Genomic DNA, 25883 nt, shown 5'->3' with positions numbered 1-25883 from the left:
ATTCAGTCCCTAATTGTTTGTTGTTCTATAAAGCGCTAATCAAGCATCATATCATGCCCCTTCTAAAAGCAAAGTTAACGTATTGTTTAAACATAAAAAAAGAGCCCGAAGGCCCTTTTTTCTATAAGTCGATTGTCAGATTAGAAAATGATTTGACCATTGTTGATCAAGTCATTCAATGTGACTGGGCCTGTGAGGTTAGTCAATTGAAGCAATGGTGTTTCAGTATAAGTACCTTCTAATACTAGTCCACCATCACGGTCTACGCTGATTGTGGCAGTTTGCGTACCAGCATCGTAGCTTACTGACACATATTGACCGATTGTTAAGTTAGATTGAGAACCAATTAACAAGTTACTCAAGTCAATCTTATCAGCCTGATCATCAGTTGTAGTATCCCCTACATGGAAGTCAGTCCATATATCTACACCACCACCTGTTGTGTTACCGCCAGTTGCGTTAGTGACACTCGCAGCTGTTAATGTGTTGTAGATCAAGGTATCCGATCCGTTACCAAGAGCAAATGTGTCATTTGCCGCAGTGCTTACTGCAAGGCTATTCAACTCTTGACTCAAGTTAATTGTCAATGAAGAAGGATATTCAGTACCATCAATCACCGAAACTAATTTGTAATCAATCACATCAACTGTCGCATTAGCAGCACTGTCTAATGGTTTGTAGAAGTAAGAGCCATCATTGTATAGATACAATGTGCCTTCACCAGTATTCACTCCTTGACCAGCAGCTAGCTCATATGTGCCAGTTGTTGAGTTCATTACATAGAGCTGAGTACCTTCTACGACATCATTAGTAAGTACGTTGCCAGTAATCCAGTCTGTTTGTCCATCTGGCGTGTATTGGTCTAGATGCGTAGCAGTGGTATTCACTACAGTATCTAGAGTTACGTTACCAATTGATATCAAACTAGATAAGCTGAATTGTACTCGGTATAGGCCTTCTGACAGATGAGCCACTGAATCAGATAAAGCAGGTGCACCAAGAACGCCAGCTAAAGCAGTTTGAGAGCCAGAGTACACTGTATCTACCCAAGTTGTGCCACCATCTGTAGAACGTTGAATTACATAACCTACAGTTGGCAAGGCTGATAAACTTAAAGTAGCTGTATAAAGCATCTGTAGATTAACATCCGCTACAGTATTAGCAGCTACGGTAAAGTTATTTGACAACACAGTATTACTATTATCAAAAAGACTAATTGAAACATTCGGACTTGTTACATCCACAAGTGGATCTACCACTGGTGCCATACTGATCGTTGCATCATCTGTATCAGCTACTACCGAAGGTGTTGGAAGCGTAGCATCTACCGAAGGATCCGCTGTGTTCCAGGTTACATCAACATCAGGCGAACCAACTTGAACATGTAATGTCGCGGTATCTGTTCTACCAGTCGCTGGATCTGTGACGGTGTAAGTGAAGCTATCAACTTTACCTACATTCGCCATATTTGCAGTTGCCTGATAACTATAAGTACCATCTGCGCCAATAGTCAGAGTTCCGTATGCACCAACAATCGTTGCTGGGGTACCTGCTACAACCGCAGACGTATTACCATTTTCAGCTGTAACTGTAGTTACTACTGAAGTTGTCGTAATGTAGTCTGGTACATAGTTTGTACCGTAAACAGCAGAGTTATCATCAGCAAGTACATTACCAATCACAGGATCAACAACCAGTACAGGAGGCTGAGTAATATCACCATGATTTAGTGTGATATCCGCAGTAACACTACCTAAAGCTGTTAGAAGTGTGTTGCTTTCCATGAACAATTCATAAGTACCGGCACTTAAGTTATCAATCTTGAATTGAACTTCAGAACCAAAGATACCTAACAAATCAATCACGCCAGTATCAGAACTATCAGCAACTACAGTACGCGTGCCATCTGGATTTAATCGTGTTAATACCACATGTAAACCATCAACAACCGTTGCAACCGAACCAAAGTTCACTGCAATAATGGCATCAGTAAGGTTACCTGGGTCAACTGTAAATGTTGCAGTACCTTCTTTAGAACCGATAACAATTCCACCTACACCGAGTAACCAGTTATAGCTGATCGCATTATCAAGTACCTCAGTTGTTACTGGGTACACCATGTCTATTTCAGCCGAAGCAACGTTATCCATTGCATCTACTGGAAGCGGACTAGTAATTACAGCTGGTTGAGATGGATCTGCATCGTTCCAAGTCATATCTACACTGTCACTGTCAAGGCGGACATAAAGTGTTGCCTCAGAAGTGTTACCTGTTACTGGATCAAGCAAGGTGTAGGTAAATTGATCTACCTGACCAAGGTTTTCCCCATTTACAGTTGGTGTATATGTATAGTTACCATCTTGATCGATCACCAAGGTACCGTAAGTACCGACAATTGTTGCACCAGTAGCTGGATCAACAGCAACACCGTTAACTTGAGAGATCACAGCACTGCTGCTTGCCGCATCAACTTCACCAATGAGGCTTGCATCTTTGATGACATTACCAGAGATCGGTTCAACAGAGTAACCAGCCACGATGTATGGATTATAGACATCCATCGTACCAGTTAATGTTCCGCCTAAGCCTATGCCTAGCAAACCTTCATATCCGATAAATGCACGGTACTGACCAGCATCCAATCCTTCAAGCACGGCTGTTGGTGTACCACCGATGAGTGATAGATCGATAAGCGAAGCTTCTGGATTAGTTCCGCCAATCGATACCCATTGCCCTGTTGCTTCATCAAACTTCTGAACAACAATCGCATAATCACTGAGTAAATCGGCAGTGATTATCGCATCGAATGTGAACGTTGCTGTACCTTCACGGTTTGGATCAACAGTAAATTCAATTGCCTCGTTACCAAGCAATTGTAAATCCAGACCAGCCAACGATACGGCTGCAAGATAAGATGCATCTCCAAGAGCTACATCATCTGCAACAAGCAATGGCTCTGGGTTAATTTCTGCCGTTACTACATTGTCTACCGCTTTCACAGAGCTCAATTGAATATTGAGATTTGCTTGAGCAGTATCACCAGTTAGAGGATCAGTTAATGTGTAGACAAACACATCTGTTTGACCAACTCCAGCGGAATCTAAGTTAGGTGTGTAAGTGTATGTACCGTCTGGATCAATTACCAAAGTACCATACAACCCGTTGATCACTGTATCTACCGCTGTAACAGGCTGACCATTTACCGCTGTGACTACAGTCGTAGGAGTTACGATGTCTATTTCACCACTGGTATTAATATCAGTAATAACATTACCATCGGCAACTTCGGTGTAGTATCCGCCTACTTGTGTCGTATCATAGACATCCATTGTCCCTGTTAAGGTACCAAGTAAACCGATGCCTAGAAGACCGTTGTAAGTCATGAATGCACGGTATTGACCTTCTTCTAGACCTTCAAGAACCACACCAGGAGTTGAGCCTAGTAAAGTAAGATCAAGGATATCAGCTTCACCACCGCCATAGACCGAAGTCCATTCGCCTGTTACGGTGTCAAATTTCTGAACAACTAGTGAATAGTCAGATAGTGCATCTACACCAATTAAGGCACTGTAGGTAAAGGTCGCATTGCCTTCTTGACCAGCACCCACTGTAAAATCAATTGCTTCAGAACCAAGCTGTAAATCAAGTCCAGCAAGTGAAACCAAGGCTAGGTAAGTTTCGCTACCTAAAGAGGCATCATCTTGTACAAGCAATGGTTGAGGAGCAAGTACGGCTGTATCAGTGTTATCAAAGGCAACAATAGAACTTGCAAGAGTATAAGTTTGTGTATCTTGAAGAGTACTACTGTTTCCAGCGAGGTCTGTGAAGGTAGCCGTAGCATCAACTGTTAAGTCTGTATCCACTGCAAGGCCACTACCTGCTACGTCAACGGTCCAAGTACCTGCTGCTGTATCTACTGTCGCAACGTATTCAACACCATTTACAGTTACCACAACACCTGTTGTGACCGCATCCGCAGGTATGTTGGTCAACGTACCCGTTAAGGTCACAGTTCCGCCAGCTTCGGTGGCATCTAGGATGTTATCAGCAGTAACTGGGTCAATTGCTAACACTGTTGTAGTGATATCTGGTGGAGTAACATCAAGTGTTACTGTTACGTCTGCATCTGCAACATCTACGTTACCTTGTGCATCTACAGCCTCAGCGTGAATCACAATCTGACCAGTCACAGGATCTGCCGCTGTTGCCGCAAGAGTTGCTGTGATAAAGCCATTTGTAAGGTCAGCTGCAGTCACGGTGTAGTTGGTACCGTTAACATTGACCACTGTGCCATCAATTGCATCTGGTCCCAATGCCACTTGTGCATTGAAAGTACCGTCTGTACCAAGTTCCGCAGCGTTTAAGATACCGTCGCCATTTAAGTCTTCAGGAACCGTAATTGCTGTAATCAGGTCTTGTGGAGTTGTGTCGATGGTTAAGGTCACGTCTGCATCTGCAACATCTACGTTACCTTGCGCATCTACAGCCTCAGCGTGAATCACAATCTGACCAGTCACAGGATCTGCCGCTGTTGCCGCAAGAGTTGCTGTGATAAAGCCATTTGTAAGGTCAGCTGCAGTCACGGTGTAGTTGGTACCGTTAACATTGACCACTGTGCCATCAATTGCATCCGGTCCTAATGCCACTTGTGCATTGAAAGTACCGTCTGTACCAAGTTCCGCAGCGTTTAAGATACCGTCGCCATTTAAGTCTTCAGGAACCGTAATTGCTGTAATCAGGTCTTGTGGAGTTGTGTCGATGGTTAAGGTCACGTCTGCATCTGCAACATCTACGTTACCTTGCGCATCTACAGCCTCAGCGTGAATCACAATCTGACCAGTCACAGGATCTGCCGCTGTTGCCGCAAGATTTGCTGTGATAAAGCCATTTGTAAGGTCAGCTGCAGTCACGGTGTAGTTGGTACCGTTAACATTGACCACTGTGCCATCAATTGCATCCGGTCCCAATGCCACTTGTGCATTGAAAGTACCGTCTGTACCAAGTTCCGCAGCGTTTAAGATACCGTCGCCATTTAAGTCTTCAGGAACCGTAATTGCTGTAATCAGGTCTTGTGGAGTTGTGTCGATGGTTAAGGTTACGTCTGCATCTGCAACATCTACGTTACCTTGCGCATCTACAGCCTCAGCGTGAATCACAATCTGACCAGTCACAGGATCTGCCGCTGTTGCCGCAAGAGTTGCTGTGATAAAGCCATTTGTAAGGTCAGCTGCAGTCACGGTGTAGTTGGTACCGTTAACATTGACCACTGTGCCATCGATTGCATCTGGTCCTAATGCCACTTGTGCATTGAAAGTACCGTCTGTACCAAGTTCCGCAGCGTTTAAGATACCGTCGCCATTTAAGTCTTCAGGAACCGTAATTGCTGTAATCAGGTCTTGTGGAGTTGTGTCGATGGTTAAGGTCACGTCTGCATCTGCAACATCTACGTTACCTTGTGCATCTACAGCCTCAGCGTGAATCACAATCTGACCAGTCACAGGATCTGCCGCTGTTGCCGCAAGAGTTGCTGTGATAAAGCCATTTGTAAGGTCAGCTGCAGTCACGGTGTAGTTGGTACCGTTAACATTGACCACTGTGCCATCAATTGCATCTGGTCCCAATGCCACTTGTGCATTGAAAGTACCGTCTGTACCAAGTTCCGCAGCGTTTAAGATACCGTCGCCATTTAAGTCTTCAGGAACCGTAATTGCTGTAATCAGGTCTTGTGGAGTTGTGTCGATGGTTAAGGTCACGTCTGCATCTGCAACATCTACGTTACCTTGCGCATCTACAGCCTCAGCGTGAATCACAATCTGACCAGTCACAGGATCTGCCGCTGTTGCCGCAAGATTTGCTGTGATAAAGCCATTTGTAAGGTCAGCTGCAGTCACGGTGTAGTTGGTACCGTTAACATTGACCACTGTGCCATCAATTGCATCCGGTCCCAATGCCACTTGTGCATTGAAAGTACCGTCTGTACCAAGTTCCGCAGCGTTTAAGATACCGTCGCCATTTAAGTCTTCAGGAACCGTAATTGCTGTAATCAGGTCTTGTGGAGTTGTGTCGATGGTTAAGGTTACGTCTGCATCTGCAACATCTACGTTACCTTGCGCATCTACTGCCTCGGCATGGATCGCGACTGGGCCTTCGCCTGTCACAGCAATCGCTGCGGTGATAAAGCCGTTGGTCAGGTCAGCTGCTGTTACGGTGTAGTTGGTACCGTTAACATTGACCACTGTGCCATCGATTGCATCCGGTCCCAACGCCACTTGTGCATTGAAGCTGCCATCTGTGCCTAACTCGTCTGCATTCAGGATACCGTCGCCATTTAAGTCTTCAGGGATCGTGATCGCACCGATCAGGTCTGCAGGTAAGGTATCAACCGTGACTGTGACGTCTGCATCTGCAACATCTACGTTACCTTGCGCATCTACAGCCTCAGCGTGAATCACAATCTGACCAGTCACAGGATCTGCCGCTGTTGCCGCAAGAGTTGCTGTGATAAAGCCATTTGTAAGGTCAGCTGCAGTCACGGTGTAGTTGGTACCGTTAACATTGACCACTGTGCCATCAATTGCATCCGGTCCTAATGCCACTTGTGCATTGAAAGTACCGTCTGTACCAAGTTCCGCAGCGTTTAAGATACCGTCGCCATTTAAGTCTTCAGGAACCGTAATTGCTGTAATCAGGTCTTGTGGAGTTGTGTCGATGGTTAAGGTCACGTCTGCATCTGCAACATCTACGTTACCTTGCGCATCTACAGCCTCAGCGTGAATCACAATCTGACCAGTCACAGGATCTGCCGCTGTTGCCGCAAGAGTTGCTGTGATAAAGCCATTTGTAAGGTCAGCTGCAGTCACGGTGTAGTTGGTACCGTTAACATTGACCACTGTGCCATCGATTGCATCCGGTCCTAATGCCACTTGTGCATTGAAAGTACCGTCTGTACCAAGTTCCGCAGCGTTTAAGATACCGTCGCCATTTAAGTCTTCAGGGATCGTGATCGCACCGATCAGGTCTGCAGGTAAGGTATCTACAGTGACTGTGACGTCTGCATCTGCAACATCGACGTTACCTTGCGCATCTACTGCCTCGGCATGGATCGCGACTGGGCCTTCGCCTGTCACAGCAATCGCTGCGGTGATAAAGCCGTTGGTCAGGTCAGCTGCTGTTACGGTGTAGTTGGTACCGTTAACATTGACCACTGTGCCATCGATTGCATCCGGTCCCAATGCCACTTGTGCATTGAAGCTGCCATCTGTGCCTAACTCGTCTGCATTCAGGATACCGTCGCCATTTAAGTCTTCAGGGATCGTGATCGCACCGATCAGGTCTGCAGGTAAGGTATCTACAGTGACTGTGACGTCTGCATCTGCAACATCGACGTTACCTTGCGCATCTACTGCCTCGGCATGGATCGCGACTGGGCCTTCGCCTGTCACAGCAATCGCTGCGGTGATAAAGCCGTTGGTCAGGTCAGCTGCTGTTACGGTGTAGTTAGTGCCGTTAACATTGACCACTGTGCCATCGATTGCATCCGGTCCCAATGCCACTTGTGCATTGAAGCTGCCATCTGTGCCTAGTTCGTCTGCATTTAAGATACCGTCGCCATTTAAGTCTTCAGGGATCGTGATCGCACCGATCAGGTCTGCAGGTAAGGTATCTACAGTGACTGTGACGTCTGCATCTGCAACATCCACGTTACCTTGCGCATCTACTGCCTCGGCATGGATCGCGACAGGGCCTTCGCCTGTCACAGCAATCGCTGCGGTGATAAAGCCGTTGGTAATATCAGCTGCTGTTACGGTGTAGTTAGTGCCGTTAACATTCACTACTGTGCCATCGATTGCATCCGGTCCCAACGCCACTTGTGCATTGAAGCTGCCATCTGTGCCTAGCTCGTCTGCATTCAGGATACCGTCGCCATTTAAGTCTTCAGGGATCGTGATCGCGCCGATCAGGTCTGCAGGTAAGGTATCAACCGTGACTGTCACGTCTGCATCTGCAACATCGACGTTACCTTGCGCATCTACTGCTTCTGCATGGATCGCGACAGGGCCTTCGCCTGTCACAGCAATCGCTGCGGTGATGAAGCCGTTGGTCAGGTCAGCTGCTGTTACGGTGTAGTTAGTGCCGTTAACATTGACTACTGTGCCATCGATTGCATCCGGTCCCAATGCCACTTGTGCATTGAAGCTGCCATCTGTGCCGAGCTCGTCTGCATTCAGGATGCCGTCGCCATTTAAGTCTTCAGGGATCGTGATCGCACCGATCAGGTCAGCAGGTAAGGTATCAACCGTTACTGTCACGTCTGCATCTGCAACATCGACGTTACCTTGTGGATCAACTGCTTCTGCATGGATCGCGACAGGGCCTTCGCCTGTCACAGCAATCGCTGCGGTGATGAAGCCGTTGGTCAGGTCAGCTGCTGTTACGGTGTAGTTAGTGCCGTTAACATTCACGACTGTGCCATCGATTGCATCCGGTCCCAATGCCACTTGTGCATTGAAGCTGCCATCTGTGCCGAGTTCGTCTGCATTTAAGATACCGTCGCCATTTAAGTCTTCAGGGATCGTGATCGCGCCGATCAGGTCTGCAGGTAAGGTATCAACCGTTACTGTCACGTCTGCATCTGCAACATCCACGTTACCTTGTGGATCAACTGCTTCTGCATGGATCGCGACTGGGCCTTCGCCTGTCACAGCAATCGCTGCGGTGATAAAGCCGTTGGTCAGGTCAGCTGCTGTCACGGTGTAGTTAGTGCCGTTAACATTCACGACTGTGCCATCGATTGCATCTGCTCCCAACGCCACTTGTGCATTGAAGCTGCCGTCTGTACCGAGCTCGTCTGCATTCAGGATACCGTCGCCATTTAAGTCTTCAGGGATCGTGATCGCGCCGATCAGGTCTGCAGGTAAGGTATCTACAGTGACTGTGACGTCTGCATCTGCAACATCCACGTTACCTTGTGCATCTACTGCTTCTGCATGGATTGCCACAGGGCCTTCGCCTGTGACAGCAATCGCTGCGGTGATAAAGCCGTTGGTAATATCAGCTGCTGTCACGGTGTAGCTGGTTCCGTTCACATTCACGACTGTGCCATCGATTGCATCTGCACCCAATGCCACTTGTGCATTGAAGCTGCCATCTGTGCCTAGCTCGTCTGCATTCAGGATGCCGTCGCCATTTAAGTCTTCAGGGATCGTGATCGCACCGATCAGGTCTGCCGGTAAGGTATCAACCGTTACTGTCACGTCTGCATCTGCAACATCGACGTTACCTTGTGGATCGACTGCTTCTGCATGGATCGCCACAGGGCCTTCGCCTGTGACAGCAATCGCTGCGGTGATAAAGCCGTTGGTAATATCAGCTGCTGTCACGGTGTAGCTGGTTCCGTTCACATTGACCACTGTGCCATCGATTGCATCTGCACCCAATGCCACTTGTGCATTGAAGCTGCCATCTGTGCCTAGCTCGTCTGCATTCAGGATGCCGTCGCCATTTAAGTCTTCAGGGATCGTGATCGCACCGATCAGGTCTGCCGGTAAGGTATCAACCGTTACTGTCACGTCTGCATCTGCAACATCGACGTTACCTTGTGGATCGACTGCTTCTGCATGGATCGCCACAGGGCCTTCGCCTGTCACAGCAATCGCTGCGGTGATGAAGCCGTTGGTAATATCAGCTGCAGTCACGGTGTAGTTAGTACCGTTAACATTGACCACTGTGCCATCGATTGCATCTGCACCCAACGCCACTTGTGCATTGAAGCTGCCATCTGTGCCGAGTTCGTCTGCATTCAGGATACCGTCGCCATTTAAGTCTTCAGGGATCGTGATCGCACCGATCAGGTCTGCCGGTAAGGTATCAACCGTTACTGTGACGTCTGCATCTGCAACATCGACGTTACCTTGTGGATCAACTGCTTCTGCATGGATCGCGACTGGGCCTTCGCCTGTCACAGCAATCGCTGCGGTGATGAAGCCGTTGGTAATATCAGCTGCTGTCACGGTGTAGTTAGTACCGTTAACATTGACCACTGTGCCATCGATTGCATCTGCTCCCAATGCCACTTGTGCATTGAAGCTGCCATCTGTACCGAGCTCGTCTGCATTCAGGATACCGTCGCCATTTAAGTCTTCAGGGATCGTGATCGCACCGATCAGGTCTGCAGGTAAGGTATCAACCGTTACTGTGACGTCTGCATCTGCAACATCCACGTTACCTTGTGGATCAACTGCTTCTGCATGGATTGCCACAGGGCCTTCGCCTGTGACAGCAATCGCTGCGGTGATAAAGCCGTTGGTAATATCAGCTGCTGTCACGGTGTAGCTGGTTCCGTTCACATTCACGACTGTGCCATCGATTGCATCTGCACCCAACGCCACTTGTGCATTGAAGCTGCCATCTGTACCGAGCTCGTCTGCATTCAGGATACCGTCGCCATTTAAGTCTTCAGGGATCGTGATCGCACCGATCAGGTCTGCCGGTAAGGTATCAACCGTTACTGTGACGTCTGCATCTGCAACATCGACGTTACCTTGCGCATCAACTGCCTCGGCATGGATCGCGACTGGGCCTTCGCCTGTCACAGCAATCGCTGCGGTGATGAAGCCGTTGGTCAGGTCAGCTGCTGTTACGGTGTAGTTCACACCATTGACATTCACGACTGTGCCATCGATTGCATCTGCACCCAACGCCACTTGTGCATTGAAGCTGCCATCTGTACCGAGCTCGTCTGCATTCAGGATACCGTCGCCATTTAAGTCTTCAGGGATCGTGATCGCACCGATCAGGTCTGCCGGTAAGGTATCAACCGTTACTGTGACGTCTGCATCTGCAACATCGACGTTACCTTGCGCATCAACTGCCTCGGCATGGATCGCGACTGGGCCTTCGCCTGTCACAGCAATCGCTGCGGTGATAAAGCCGTTGGTCAGGTCAGCTGCTGTTACGGTGTAGTTGGTACCGTTAACATTGACCACTGTGCCATCGATTGCATCTGCTCCCAACGCCACTTGTGCATTGAAGCTGCCGTCTGTACCGAGCTCGTCTGCATTCAGGATACCGTCGCCATTTAAGTCTTCAGGGATCGTGATCGCACCGATCAGGTCTGCAGGTAAGGTATCAACCGTTACTGTCACGTCTGCATCTGCAACATCGACGTTACCTTGTGGATCGACTGCTTCTGCATGGATCGCGACTGGGCCTTCGCCTGTCACAGCAATCGCTGCGGTGATAAAGCCGTTAGTCAGGTCAGCTGCTGTTACGGTGTAGTTCACACCATTGACATTCACGACTGTGCCATCGATTGCATCTGCTCCCAACGCCACTTGTGCATTGAAGCTGCCATCTGTGCCTAACTCGTCTGCATTCAGGATACCGTCGCCATTTAAGTCTTCAGGGATCGTGATCGCACCGATCAGGTCTGCAGGTAAGGTATCTACAGTGACTGTCACGTCTGCATCTGCAACATCCACGTTACCTTGTGGATCAACTGCCTCGGCATGGATCGCGACTGGGCCTTCGCCTGTCACAGCAATCGCTGCGGTGATAAAGCCGTTAGTCAGGTCAGCTGCAGTCACGGTGTAGTTCACACCATTGACATTCACGACTGTGCCATCGATTGCATCTGCACCCAACGCCACTTGTGCATTGAAGCTGCCATCTGTACCGAGCTCGTCTGCATTCAGGATACCGTCGCCATTTAAGTCTTCAGGGATCGTGATCGCACCGATCAGGTCTGCCGGTAAGGTATCAACCGTTACTGTCACGTCTGCATCTGCAACATCCACGTTACCTTGTGCATCAACTGCCTCGGCATGGATCGCGACTGGGCCTTCGCCTGTCACAGCAATCGCTGCGGTGATAAAGCCGTTAGTCAGGTCAGCTGCTGTTACGGTGTAGTTAGTACCGTTCACATTCACGACTGTGCCATCGATTGCATCTGGTCCCAACGCCACTTGTGCATTGAAGCTGCCATCTGTACCGAGCTCGTCTGCATTCAGGATACCGTCGCCATTTAAGTCTTCAGGGATCGTGATCGCACCGATCAGGTCTGCAGGTAAGGTATCTACAGTGACTGTCACGTCTGCATCTGCAACATCGACGTTACCTTGTGGATCAACTGCTTCTGCATGGATCGCGACTGGGCCTTCGCCTGTCACAGCAATCGCTGCGGTGATGAAGCCGTTGGTAATATCAGCTGCTGTCACGGTGTAGTTAGTACCGTTCACATTCACGACTGTGCCATCGATTGCATCTGCTCCCAATGCCACTTGTGCATTGAAGCTGCCGTCTGTACCGAGCTCGTCTGCATTCAGGATACCGTCGCCATTTAAGTCTTCAGGGATCGTGATCGCACCGATCAGGTCTGCAGGTAAGGTATCTACAGTGACTGTCACGTCTGCATCTGCAACATCCACGTTACCTTGTGGATCAACTGCTTCTGCATGGATCGCGACTGGGCCTTCGCCTGTCACAGCAATCGCTGCGGTGATGAAGCCGTTGGTAATATCAGCTGCTGTCACGGTGTAGTTAGTACCGTTCACATTCACGACTGTGCCATCGATTGCATCTGCACCCAATGCCACTTGTGCATTGAAGCTGCCGTCTGTACCGAGCTCGTCTGCATTCAGGATACCGTCGCCATTTAAGTCTTCAGGGATCGTGATCGCACCGATCAGGTCTGCCGGTAAGGTATCTACAGTGATTGTGACGTCTGCATCTGCAACATCCACGTTACCTTGTGGATCAACTGCTTCTGCATGGATCGCGACTGGGCCTTCGCCTGTCACAGCAATCGCTGCGGTGATGAAGCCGTTAGTCAGGTCAGCTGCTGTCACGGTGTAGTTGGTACCGTTAACATTCACGACTGTGCCGTCGATTGCATCTGCTCCCAATGCCACTTGTGCATTGAAGCTGCCGTCTGTACCTAGCTCGTCTGCATTCAGGATACCGTCGCCATTTAAGTCTTCAGGGATCGTGATCGCGCCGATCAGGTCTGCAGGTAAGGTATCTACAGTGACTGTGACGTCTGCATCTGCAACATCCACGTTACCTTGTGCATCTACTGCCTCGGCATGGATCGCGACTGGGCCTTCGCCTGTCACAGCAATCGCTGCGGTGATAAAGCCGTTGGTAATATCAGCTGCAGTCACGGTGTAGTTAGTACCGTTCACATTCACGACTGTGCCATCGGTTGCATCTGGTCCCAATGCCACTTGTGCATTGAAGCTGCCATCTGTGCCGAGTTCGTCTGCATTCAGGATGCCGTCGCCATTTAAGTCTTCAGGGATCGTGATCGCACCGATCAGGTCTGCCGGTACAGTATCAATAGTGAGTGTTGCAGTATCAGTTGCAATATTTCCAGCTGGATCTGTCGCAGTTACGGTGACTGTATGTGGACCATCTGTTAATGCAGGCAATGTATTATCTGCAAGTGTCCAAGTACCGTCACCATTGTTCACTGCCGGATAGTCAGTGCCATCAACATTCACAACTATTGTTGCTGTTGGGTCGTTGACTGCTCCTGTTAAAGCTGGAGTGGTGTCGTTGGTAGTCACATCATCTAAAGATACAACTGGAACACTAGTATCAATCGTCACCACTGCAGTATCTGTTCCTGCATTGCCTGCAGGGTCAGTTGCCGTCACGGTAATGGTGTGTGGACCGTCAGTTAACGCAGGCAGTGTATTGTCTGCAAGCGTCCAGGTGCCGTCACCATTGTTCGTCGCCGGATAGTCAACACCATCCACATTCACCACCACAGTTGCTGCCGGATCGTTCACTGTACCGGTGAGTGCTGGTGTGCTGTCGTTAGTGAGTACATCATCCAGCGCAACCACTGGCGCTGTGATGTCTGCAGAGACTGTACCTGTAGCTGGCAATGAAGTATTGCCTGCAGGGTCAGTCGCTGTTGCTGTAACAGTATCGCCATCCACCAGGTTACCCGGGTTTGGTACTGACCATGTTCCGTCTGTGCCTGCCACTACAGTTGCAGTGCTGCCATCAGGATAGGTCACAGTTACGGTTGATCCCGCTTCTGCTGTACCGCTGACTGGATCTGTTGCATTGATTGGATCAAGTACCGGTGCATTTGGTGCGGTGGTATCAATCGTCACCACTGCAGTATCTGTTCCTGCATTGCCTGCAGGGTCAGTTGCCGTCACGGTAATGGTGTGTGGACCGTCTGTTAGTGCAGGCAAGCTATTGTCTGCAAGCGTCCAGGTGCCATCGCCATTGTTCGTCGCCGGGTAGTCAACACCATCCACATTCACCACCACAGTTGCTGTTGGATCATTGACTGTACCGGTAAGCGCAGGTGTGCTGTCGTTGGTGAGTACATCATCAAGCGCAACCACAGGTGCTGTAATGTCGGCAGAGACTGTACCGGTGCCTGGCAATGAAGTATTGCCTGCTGGGTCAGTCGCTGTTGCTGTAACAGTATCACCATCCACCAGGTTACCCGGGTTTGGTACTGACCATGTTCCGTCTGTGCCTGCCACTACAGTTGCAGTGCTGCCATCAGGATAGGTCACAGTCACGGTTGATCCCGCTTCTGCTGTACCGCTGACTGGATCTGTTGCATTGATTGGATCAAGTACCGGTGCATTTGGTGCGGTGATATCAATCGTCACCACTGCAGTATCTGTTCCTGCATTGCCTGCAGGGTCAGTTGCCGTCACGGTAATGGTGTGTGGACCGTCAGTCAGTGCAGGCAAGCTATTGTCTGCAAGCGTCCAGGTGCCATCGCCATTGTTCGTCGCCGGGTAATCAACACCATCCACATTCACAACCACAGTTGCTGCTGGATCATTGACTGTACCGGTAAGCGCAGGGGTGCTGTCGTTGGTGAGTACATCATCGAGTGCCACCACAGGTGCTGTGATGTCGGCAGAAACTGTACCTGTACCTGGCAATGAAGTATTGCCTGCAGGGTCAGTCGCTGTTGCTGTAACAGTATCGCCATCCACCAGGTTACCCGGGTTTGGTACTGACCATGTTCCGTCTGTGCCTGCCACTACAGTTGCAGTGCTGCCATCAGGATAGGTCACAGTTACGGTTGATCCCGCTTCTGCTGTACCGCTGACTGGATCGGTTGCATTGATTGGATCAAGTACCGGTGCATTTGGTGCGGTGGTATCAATCGTCACCACTGCAGTATCTGTTCCTGCATTGCCTGCAGGGTCAGTTGCCGTCACGGTAATGGTGTGTGGACCATCGGTTAGTGCAGGCAAGCTATTGTCTGCAAGCGTCCAGGTACCATCGCCATTGTTCGTCGCCGGGTAGTCAACACCATCCACATTCACCACCACAGTTGCTGTTGGATCATTGACTGTACCGGTAAGCGCTGGGGTGCTGTCGTTGGTGAGTACATCATCCAGCGCAACCACAGGTGCTGTGATGTCGGCAGAGACTGTACCGGTGCCTGGCAATGAAGTATTGCCTGCAGGGTCAGTCGCTGTTGCTGTAACAGTATCACCATCCACCAGGTTACCCGGGTTTGGTACTGACCATGTTCCGTCTGTGCCTGCCACTACAGTTGCAGTGGTACCGTCAGGGAAGCTGACAGTCACGGTTGAACCAGGTTCTGCTGTACCGCTCACCGGGTCAGTTGCATTGATTGGATCAAGTACCGGTGCATTTGGTGCTGTGGTATCAATGGTCACCACTGCCGTATCTGTTCCTGCATTGCCTGCAGGGTCAGTTGCCGTCACGGTAATCGTGTGTGGACCGTCTGTTAGTGCAGGCAAGCTATTGTCTGCAAGCGTCCAGGTACCATCGCCATTGTTCGTCGCCGGGTAATCAACACCATCCACATTCACAACCACAGTTGCTGTTGGATCATTGACTGTACCGGTAAGCGCAGGTGTGCTGTCGTTGGTGAGTACATCATCAAGCGCAACCACAGGTGCTGTGATGTCGGCAGAAACTGTACCGGTGCCTGGCAATGAAGTATTGCCTGCAGGGTCAGTCGCTGTTGCTGTAACAGTATCACCATCCACCAGGTTACCCGGGTTTGGTACTGACCATGTTCCGTCTGTGCCTGCCACTACAGTTGCAGTGGTACCGTCAGGGAAGCTGACAGTCACGGTTGAACCAGGTTCTGCTGTACCGCTCACCGGGTCAGTTGCATTGATTGGATCAAGTACCGGTGCATTTGGTGCTGTGGTATCAATCGTCACCACTGCCGTATCTGTTCCTGCATTGCCTGCAGGGTCAGTTGCCGTCACGGTAATCGTGTGTGGACCGTCTGTTAGTGCAGGCAAGCTATTGTCTGCAAGCGTCCAGGTACCATCGCCATTGTTCGTCGCCGGGTAATCAACACCATCCACATTCACAACCACAGTTGCTGTTGGATCATTGACTGTACCGGTAAGCGCAGGTGTGCTGTCGTTGGTGAGTACATCATCAAGCGCAACCACAGGTGCTGTGATGTCGGCAGAAACTGTACCGGTGCCTGGCAATGAAGTATTGCCTGCAGGGTCAGTCGCTGTTGCTGTAACAGTATCACCATCCACCAGGTTACCCGGGTTTGGTACTGACCATGTTCCGTCTGTGCCTGCCACAACTGTTGCAGTGCTGCCATCAGGATAGGTCACAGTCACGGTTGATCCCGCTTCTGCTGTACCGCTGACTGGATCGGTTGCATTGATTGGATCAAGTACCGGTGCATTTGGTGCGGTGGTATCAATCGTCACCACTGCAGTATCTGTTCCTGCATTGCCTGCAGGGTCAGTTGCCGTCACGGTAATGGTGTGTGGACCATCGGTTAGTGCAGGCAAGCTATTGTCTGCAAGCGTCCAGGTGCCATCGCCATTGTTCGTCGCCGGGTAGTCAACACCATCCACATTCACAACCACAGTTGCTGTTGGATCATTGACTGTACCGGTAAGCGCAGGTGTGCTGTCGTTGGTGAGTACATCATCCAGTGCCACCACAGGTGCTGTAATGTCGGCAGAAACTGTACCGGTGCCTGGCAATGAAGTATTGCCTGCAGGGTCAGTCGCTGTTGCTGTAACAGTATCACCATCCACCAGGTTACCCGGGTTTGGTACTGACCATGTTCCGTCTGTGCCTGCCACTACAGTTGCAGTGCTGCCATCAGGATAGGTCACAGTCACGGTTGACCCCGCTTCTGCTGTACCGCTGACTGGATCTGTTGCATTGATTGGATCAAGTACCGGTGCATTTGGTGCGGTGGTATCAATCGTCACCACTGCCGTATCTGTTCCTGCATTGCCTGCAGGGTCAGTTGCCGTCACGGTAATGGTGTGTGGACCATCAGTCAGTGCAGGCAAGCTATTGTCTGCAAGTGTCCAGGTGCCATCGCCATTGTTTACTGCCGGATAGTCAGTGCCATCCACATTCACCACCACAGTTGCTGTTGGATCATTGACTGTACCAGTGAGTGCTGGTGTGCTGTCGTTAGTCAACACGTCATCAAGCGCAACCACAGGTGCCGTGATGTCGGCAGAGACTGTACCGGTGCCTGGCAATGAAGTATTGCCTGCAGGGTCAGTCGCTGTTGCTGTAACAGTATCACCATCCACCAGGTTACCCGGGTTTGGTACTGACCATGTTCCGTCTGTGCCTGCCACTACAGTTGCAGTCGTGCCATCAGGATAGGTCACAGTTACGGTTGATCCCGCTTCTGCTGTACCGCTGACTGGATCGGTTGCATTGATTGGATCAAGTACCGGTGCATTTGGTGCGGTGGTATCAATCGTCACCACTGCCGTATCTGTTCCTGCATTGCCTGCAGGGTCAGTTGCCGTCACGGTAATGGTGTGTGGACCGTCTGTTAGTGCAGGCAAGCTATTGTCTGCAAGCGTCCAGGTGCCATCGCCATTGTTCGTCGCCGGGTAGTCAACACCATCCACATTCACCACCACAGTTGCTGTTGGATCATTGACTGTACCGGTAAGCGCAGGTGTGCTGTCGTTGGTGAGTACATCATCAAGCGCAACCACAGGTGCTGTAATGTCGGCAGAGACTGTACCGGTGCCTGGCAATGAAGTATTGCCTGCTGGGTCAGTCGCTGTTGCTGTAACAGTATCACCATCCACCAGGTTACCCGGGTTTGGTACTGACCATGTTCCGTCTGTGCCTGCCACTACAGTTGCAGTGCTGCCATCAGGATAGGTCACAGTCACGGTTGAACCCGCTTCTGCTGTACCGCTGACTGGATCTGTTGCATTGATTGGATCAAGTACCGGTGCATTTGGTGCGGTGGTATCAATCGTCACCACTGCCGTATCTGTTCCTGCATTGCCTGCAGGGTCAGTTGCCGTCACGGTAATGGTGTGTGGACCGTCTGTTAGTGCAGGCAAGCTATTGTCTGCAAGTGTCCAGGTGCCATCGCCATTGTTTACTGCCGGATAGTCAGTGCCATCCACATTCACCACCACAGTTGCTGTTGGATCATTGACTGTACCAGTGAGTGCTGGTGTGCTGTCGTTAGTCAACACGTCATCAAGCGCAACCACAGGTGCCGTGATGTCGGCAGAGACGGTACCTGTAGCTGGCAATGAAGTATTGCCTGCAGGGTCAGTCGCTGTTGCTGTAACAGTATCGCCATCCACCAGGTTACCCGGGTTTGGTACTGACCATGTTCCGTCTGTGCCTGCCACTACAGTTGCAGTGCTGCCATCAGGATAGGTCACAGTTACGGTTGATCCCGCTTCTGCTGTACCGCTGACTGGATCTGTTGCATTGATTGGATCAAGTACCGGTGCATTTGGTGCGGTGGTATCAATCGTCACCACTGCCGTATCTGTTCCTGCATTGCCTGCAGGGTCAGTTGCCGTCACGGTAATGGTGTGTGGACCGTCTGTTAGTGCAGGCAAGCTATTGTCTGCAAGTGTCCAGGTGCCATCGCCATTGTTTACTGCCGGATAGTCAGTGCCATCCACATTCACCACCACAGTTGCTGTTGGATCATTGACTGTACCAGTGAGTGCTGGTGTGCTGTCGTTAGTCAACACGTCATCAAGCGCAACCACAGGTGCCGTGATGTCGGCAGAGACGGTACCTGTGCCTGGCAATGAAGTATTGCCTGCAGGGTCAGTCGCTGTTGCTGTAACAGTATCACCATCCACCAGGTTACCCGGGTTTGGTACTGACCATGTTCCGTCTGTGCCTGCCACTACAGTTGCAGTGCTGCCATCAGGATAGGTCACAGTCACGGTTGATCCCGCTTCTGCTGTACCGCTGACTGGATCGGTTGCATTGATTGGATCAAGTACCGGTGCATTTGGTGCGGTGGTATCAATCGTCACCACTGCCGTATCTGTTCCTGCATTGCCTGCAGGGTCAGTTGCCGTCACGGTAATGGTGTGTGGACCATCAGTCAGTGCAGGCAAGCTATTGTCTGCAAGTGTCCAGGTGCCATCGCCATTGTTTACTGCCGGATAGTCAGTGCCATCCACATTCACCACCACAGTTGCTGTTGGATCATTGACTGTACCAGTGAGTGCTGGTGTGCTGTCGTTAGTCAACACGTCATCAAGCGCAACCACAGGTGCCGTGATGTCGGCAGAAACTGTACCGGTGCCTGGCAATGAAGTATTGCCTGCAGGGTCAGTCGCTGTTGCTGTAACAGTATCACCATCCACCAGGTTACCCGGGTTTGGTACTGACCATGTTCCGTCTGTGCCTGCCACTACAGTTGCAGTCGTGCCATCAGGATAGGTCACAGTTACGGTTGATCCCGCTTCTGCTGTACCGCTGACTGGATCGGTTGCATTGATTGGATCAAGTACCGGTGCATTTGGTGCGGTGGTATCAATCGTCACCACTGCCGTATCTGTTCCTGCATTGCCTGCAGGGTCAGTTGCCGTCACGGTAATGGTGTGTGGACCGTCTGTTAGTGCAGGCAAGCTATTGTCTGCAAGCGTCCAGGTGCCATCGCCATTGTTCGTCGCCGGGTAGTCAACACCATCCACATTCACCACCACAGTTGCTGTTGGATCATTGACTGTACCGGTAAGCGCAGGTGTGCTGTCGTTGGTGAGTACATCATCAAGCGCAACCACAGGTGCTGTAATGTCGGCAGAGACTGTACCGGTGCCTGGCAATGAAGTATTGCCTGCTGGGTCAGTCGCTGTTGCTGTAACAGTATCACCATCCACCAGGTTACCCGGGTTTGGTACTGACCATGTTCCGTCTGTGCCTGCCACTACAGTTGCAGTGCTGCCATCAGGATAGGTCACAGTCACGGTTGAACCCGCTTCTGCTGTACCGCTGACTGGATCTGTTGCATTGATTGGATCAAGTACCGGTGCATTTGGTGCGGTGGTATCAATCGTCACCACTGCCGTATCTGTTCCTGCATTGCCTGCAGGGTCAGTTGCCGTCACGGTAATGGTGTGTGGACCGTCTGTTAGTGCAGGCAAGCTATTGTCTGCAAGTGTCCAGGTGCCATCGCCATTGTTTACTGCCGGATAGTCAGTGCCATCCACATTCACCACCACAGTTGCTGTTGGATCATTGACTGTACCAGTGAGTGCTGGTGTGCTGTCGTTAGTCAACACGTCATCAAGCGCAACCACAGGTGCCGTGATGTCGGCAGAGACGGTACCTGTGCCTGGCAATGAAGTATTGCCTGCAGGGTCAGTCGCTGTTGCTGTAACAGTATCGCCATCCACCAGGTTACCCGGGTTTGGTACTGACCATGTTCCGTCTGTGCCTGCCACTACAGTTGCAGTGCTGCCATCAGGATAGGTCACAGTTACGGTTGATCCCGCTTCTGCTGTACCGCTGACTGGATCGGTTGCATTGATTGGATCAAGTACCGGTGCATTTGGTGCGGTGGTATCAATCGTCACCACTGCAGTATCTGTTCCTGCATTGCCTGCAGGGTCAGTTGCCGTCACGGTAATGGTGTGTGGACCATCGGTTAGTGCAGGCAAGCTATTGTCTGCAAGCGTCCAGGTACCATCGCCATTGTTCGTCGCCGGGTAGTCAACACCATCCACATTCACCACCACAGTTGCTGTTGGATCATTGACTGTACCGGTAAGCGCTGGGGTGCTGTCGTTGGTGAGTACATCATCCAGCGCAACCACAGGTGCTGTGATGTCGGCAGAGACTGTACCGGTGCCTGGCAATGAAGTATTGCCTGCAGGGTCAGTCGCTGTTGCTGTAACAGTATCACCATCCACCAGGTTACCCGGGTTTGGTACTGACCATGTTCCGTCTGTGCCTGCCACTACAGTTGCAGTGGTACCGTCAGGGAAGCTGACAGTCACGGTTGAACCAGGTTCTGCTGTACCGCTCACCGGGTCAGTTGCATTGATTGGATCAAGTACCGGTGCATTTGGTGCTGTGGTATCAATGGTCACCACTGCCGTATCGGTACCCGCATTGCCTGCTGCATCGGTTGCAGTCACGGTAATGGTGTGTGGACCATCAGTTAACGCAGGCAGTGTATTGTCTGCAAGCGTCCAGGTGCCGTCACCATTGTTCGTCGCCGGATAGTCAGTGCCATCCACATTCACCACTACTGTTGCTGTCGGATCGTTCACTGTACCGGTGAGTGCTGGTGTGCTGTCGTTAGTGAGTACATCATCCAGCGCAACCACCGGCGGTGTGATGTCTGCAGAGACTGTACCTGTGCCCGGCAATGATGTATTGCCTGCAGGGTCAGTCGCTGTTGCAGTCACTGTATCGCCATCTACCAGGTTACCCGGGTTTGGTACTGACCAGCTGCCGTCTGTGCCTGCCACCACTGTTGCAGTGCTGCCATCAGGATAGGTCACAGTCACGGTTGAACCAGGTTCTGCTGTACCGCTCACCGGGTCAGTTGCATTGATTGGATCAAGTACCGGTGCATTTGGTGCTGTGGTATCAATGGTTACCACTGCAGTATCTGTTCCTGCATTGCCTGCAGGGTCAGTTGCCGTCACGGTAATGGTGTGTGGACCATCAGTTAACGCAGGCAGTGTATTGTCTGCAAGCGTCCAGGTGCCGTCACCATTGTTCGTCGCCGGATAGTCAACGCCATCCACATTCACCACTACTGTTGCTGTCGGATCGTTCACTGTACCGGTGAGTGCTGGTGTGCTGTCGTTAGTGAGTACATCATCCAGCGCAACCACCGGCGGTGTGATGTCTGCAGAGACTGTACCTGTGCCCGGCAATGATGTATTGCCTGCAGGGTCAGTCGCTGTTGCAGTCACTGTATCGCCATCTACCAGGTTACCCGGGTTTGGTACTGACCAGCTGCCGTCTGTGCCTGCCACCACTGTTGCAGTGCTGCCATCAGGATAGGTCACAGTCACGGTTGAACCAGGTTCTGCTGTACCGCTCACCGGGTCAGTTGCATTGATTGGATCAAGTACCGGTGCATTTGGTGCGGTGGTATCAATCGTCACCACTGCAGTATCTGTTCCTGCATTGCCTGCAGGGTCAATTGCCGTCACGGTAATGGTGTGTGGACCGTCTGTTAGTGCAGGCAGTGTATTGTCTGCAAGCGTCCAGGTGCCGTCACCATTGTTAGTCGCCGGATAGTCAACGCCATCCACATTCACCACTACTGTTGCTGCCGGATCGTTCACTGTACCGGTGAGTGCTGGTGTGCTGTCGTTAGTCAACACGTCATCAAGCGCAACCACAGGTGCCGTGATGTCGGCAGAGACTGTACCGGTGCCTGGCAATGAAGTATTGCCTGCAGGGTCAGTCGCTGTTGCTGTAACAGTATCACCATCCACCAGGTTACCCGGGTTTGGTACTGACCATGTTCCGTCTGTGCCTGCCACTACAGTTGCAGTCGTGCCATCAGGATAGGTCACAGTTACGGTTGAACCCGCTTCTGCTGTACCTGTAATTGGATCTGTCCCGTTAACCGGGTCAATCACTGGTGCTGCTGGTGCAGTAGTATCAACTGTATATGTTTGTGTGTCGTTAACAGTGCTGCTATTACCTGCTGCATCTGTAAACGTTACTTTCGCATCAATTGTTTTATCTGCATCTGCCGTTAAGCCACTGCCCGGCACACTTACTGTCCATGTACCCGCTACACCGTCTACAGTTGCAGTATAAGTTACCCCATTAATAACAACTGTAACGGCTGTAGTAGCCGCATCCGCCGGAACGTTTTTGAGAACACCTGTAATTGTGACATTACCTGATGCTTCTGACGCATTAATCACGTTGTCCGCTGTGACAGAGTCAACTGCAAAGTTAACACCATCCGTATTTGGGCCAACTGCATCAACAATAGCTGTTCCGGGTAATGATGGGTTGCCTGCCGGATCTGTAGCAATCGCTTCAACTTCATCGCCATCATTAAGACCTGGATTTGGCACAGTCCAGTTACCATCCGGTCCTGCTACAACACTTGCTGTACTGCCATCAGGATAAGTTACTGTCACTGTTGAACCAGGTTCTGCTGTACCTGTAATTGGATCTGTCCCGTTAACCGGGTCAATCACTGGTGCTGCTGGTGCGGTAGTATCAACTGTATATGTTTGTGTGTCGTTAACAGTGCTGCTATTACCTGCTGCATCTGTAAACGTTACTTTCGCATCAATTGTTTTATCTGCATCTGCCGTTAAGCCACTGCCCGGCACACTTACTGTCCATGTACCCGCTACACCGTCTACAGTTGCAGTATAAGTTACCCCATTAATAACAACTGTAACGGCTGTAGTAGCCGCATCCGCCGGAACGTTTTTGAGAACACCTGTAATTGTGACATTACCTGATGCTTCTGACGCATTAATCACGTTGTCCGCTGTGACAGAGTCAACTGCAAAGTTAACACCATCCGTATTTGGGCCAACTGCATCAACAATAGCTGTTCCGGGTAATGATGGGTTGCCTGCCGGATCTGTAGCAATCGCTTCAACTTCATCGCCATCATTAAGACCTGGATTTGGCACAGTCCAGTTACCATCCGGTCCTGCTACAACACTTGCTGTACTGCCATCAGGATAAGTTACTGTCACTGTTGAACCAGGTTCTGCTGTACCTGTAATTGGATCTGTCCCGTTAACCGGGTCAATCACTGGTGCTGCTGGTGCGGTAGTATCAACTGTATATGTTTGTGTGTCGTTAACAGTGCTGCTATTACCTGCTGCATCTGTAAACGTTACTTTCGCATCAATTGTTTTATCTGCATCTGCCGTTAAGCCACTGCCCGGCACACTTACTGTCCATGTACCTGCAACCTTGTCTACAGTTGCGGTATAGGTCACCCCATTAATAACAACTGTAACGGCTGTAGTAGCCGCATCCGCCGGAACGTTTTTGAGAACACCTGTAATCGTAACGTTACCAGCTGCTTCTGACGCATTAATCAAGTTGTCCGCTGTGACAGAGTCAACTGCAAAGTCAACACCATCCGTATTTGGACCAACTGCATCAACAATAGCTGTGCCCGGCAATGACGGGTTGCCTGCCGGATCTGTAGCAATCGCTTCAACTTCATCGCCATCATTAAGACCTGGATTTGGCACAGTCCAGTTACCATCCGGTCCTGCTACAACACTTGCTGTACTGCCATCAGGATAAGTTACTGTCACTGTTGAACCAGGTTCTGCTGTACCTGTAATTGGATCTGTCCCGTTAACCGGGTCAATCACTGGTGCTGCTGGTGCGGTAGTATCAACTGTATATGTTTGTGTGTCGTTAACAGTGCTGCTATTACCTGCTGCATCTGTAAACGTTACTTTCGCATCAATCGTTTTATCTGCATCTGTCGTTAAGCCACTGCCCGGCACACTTACTGTCCATGTACCTGCAACCTTGTCTACAGTTGCGGTATAAGTCACCCCATTAATAACAACTGTAACGGCTGTATTCGCCGCATCTGTTGGAATATTTTTAAGAATACCAGTAATCGTAACGTTACCAGCTGCTTCTGATGAGTTGATTACATTATCAGATGTAACTGGATTAACCGAAAAAGTTACCCCATCTGTATTTGGTGGTGTTGTGTCGGTAGGTGTTGAAGAGTCGTCATCATCGCTATCACTGTTTGATGCTGCTGCAATGATACCACCCGCAACTAATGGGATAGCCCATAACCATGGGTTTATGCCCGCATCGTGGTAAAGCAATGGTTCAATTGAAGAAATAGGCTGATAAATAACATCAGACACCAACTCTTGTGGTGCCTCTGCAGGTAAAGCCGCTGGTAAATCTTCGGCTACGAGTGCTTGTGGGTCAACATCACTGTCGGCATCCGCATCGGCATCCGCATCCGCGTCTGCATCATTTTCAGCATCTTTGAATTTTGCCCAGATTAGCTGTCCATTTTCGTCTTGAAAAACAAGGCTGTTATCTTTAGGCTCAGCTGTTCCACTAAAAAAGCCTTCAATAACAATAGTCTCACCATTTTTCAGGCGAATGACTGCATTGGTTCCCTCTCTATTCACTACCAATACATCACTGGCAGCCACTTTTACCAATACGACCGATGCTTCTGTAAGCGAAGCAGAAGTTCCCTTGATGGTTGACAAGGTGTCGTGACTATCCTTGGCAATTATTTGTATTTCAGGCATATCTGTATTCCTTTTATATTATTGATTTAAATGATTTTATGTATAATTCTTTTTACTTAATGTTTTCAAGTTTTTGACCTACAACTTAAAAACATTAAGTAATGTGATCATTTTTACATTAACCACTTTAAAATAAAAAAAACAAATACTAAAGTACCTACAGAAAAAATTTTAATTAATACAAATTATATATAAGTCTTTTTTAAGTTTATCTTGTGTTAATTTAAGGAAAAACCACCTTAAATGTTTTATATATAAAACAAATTTCTTATTTTATTATTTACCATTTGTTGAAATATCATTTAATTAAAATATTCATATAACAATTAATAATATCTTAATAAAATAAAATATATTATTAATGATACATAT

The 25883-nt window shown here is 49.9% G+C and carries 1 protein-coding gene; it reads right to left on the bottom strand.

Annotation, left to right across the window (positions count from 1 at the left end):
* Positions 1-140: 140 nt before the first annotated feature.
* A complete protein-coding gene (locus AC2117_RS04000; protein WP_133972077.1) occupies positions 141-25511 on the bottom strand; it encodes a BapA/Bap/LapF family large adhesin in 25371 nt (8456 codons plus the stop codon).
* Positions 25512-25883: the final 372 nt, after the last annotated feature.

Origin of the sequence: Acinetobacter calcoaceticus (genome assembly GCF_900520355.1) — a bacterium.
Classification (GTDB): domain Bacteria; phylum Pseudomonadota; class Gammaproteobacteria; order Pseudomonadales; family Moraxellaceae; genus Acinetobacter; species Acinetobacter calcoaceticus_C.
This window is presented reverse-complemented; position numbering and strand designations above follow the sequence as displayed.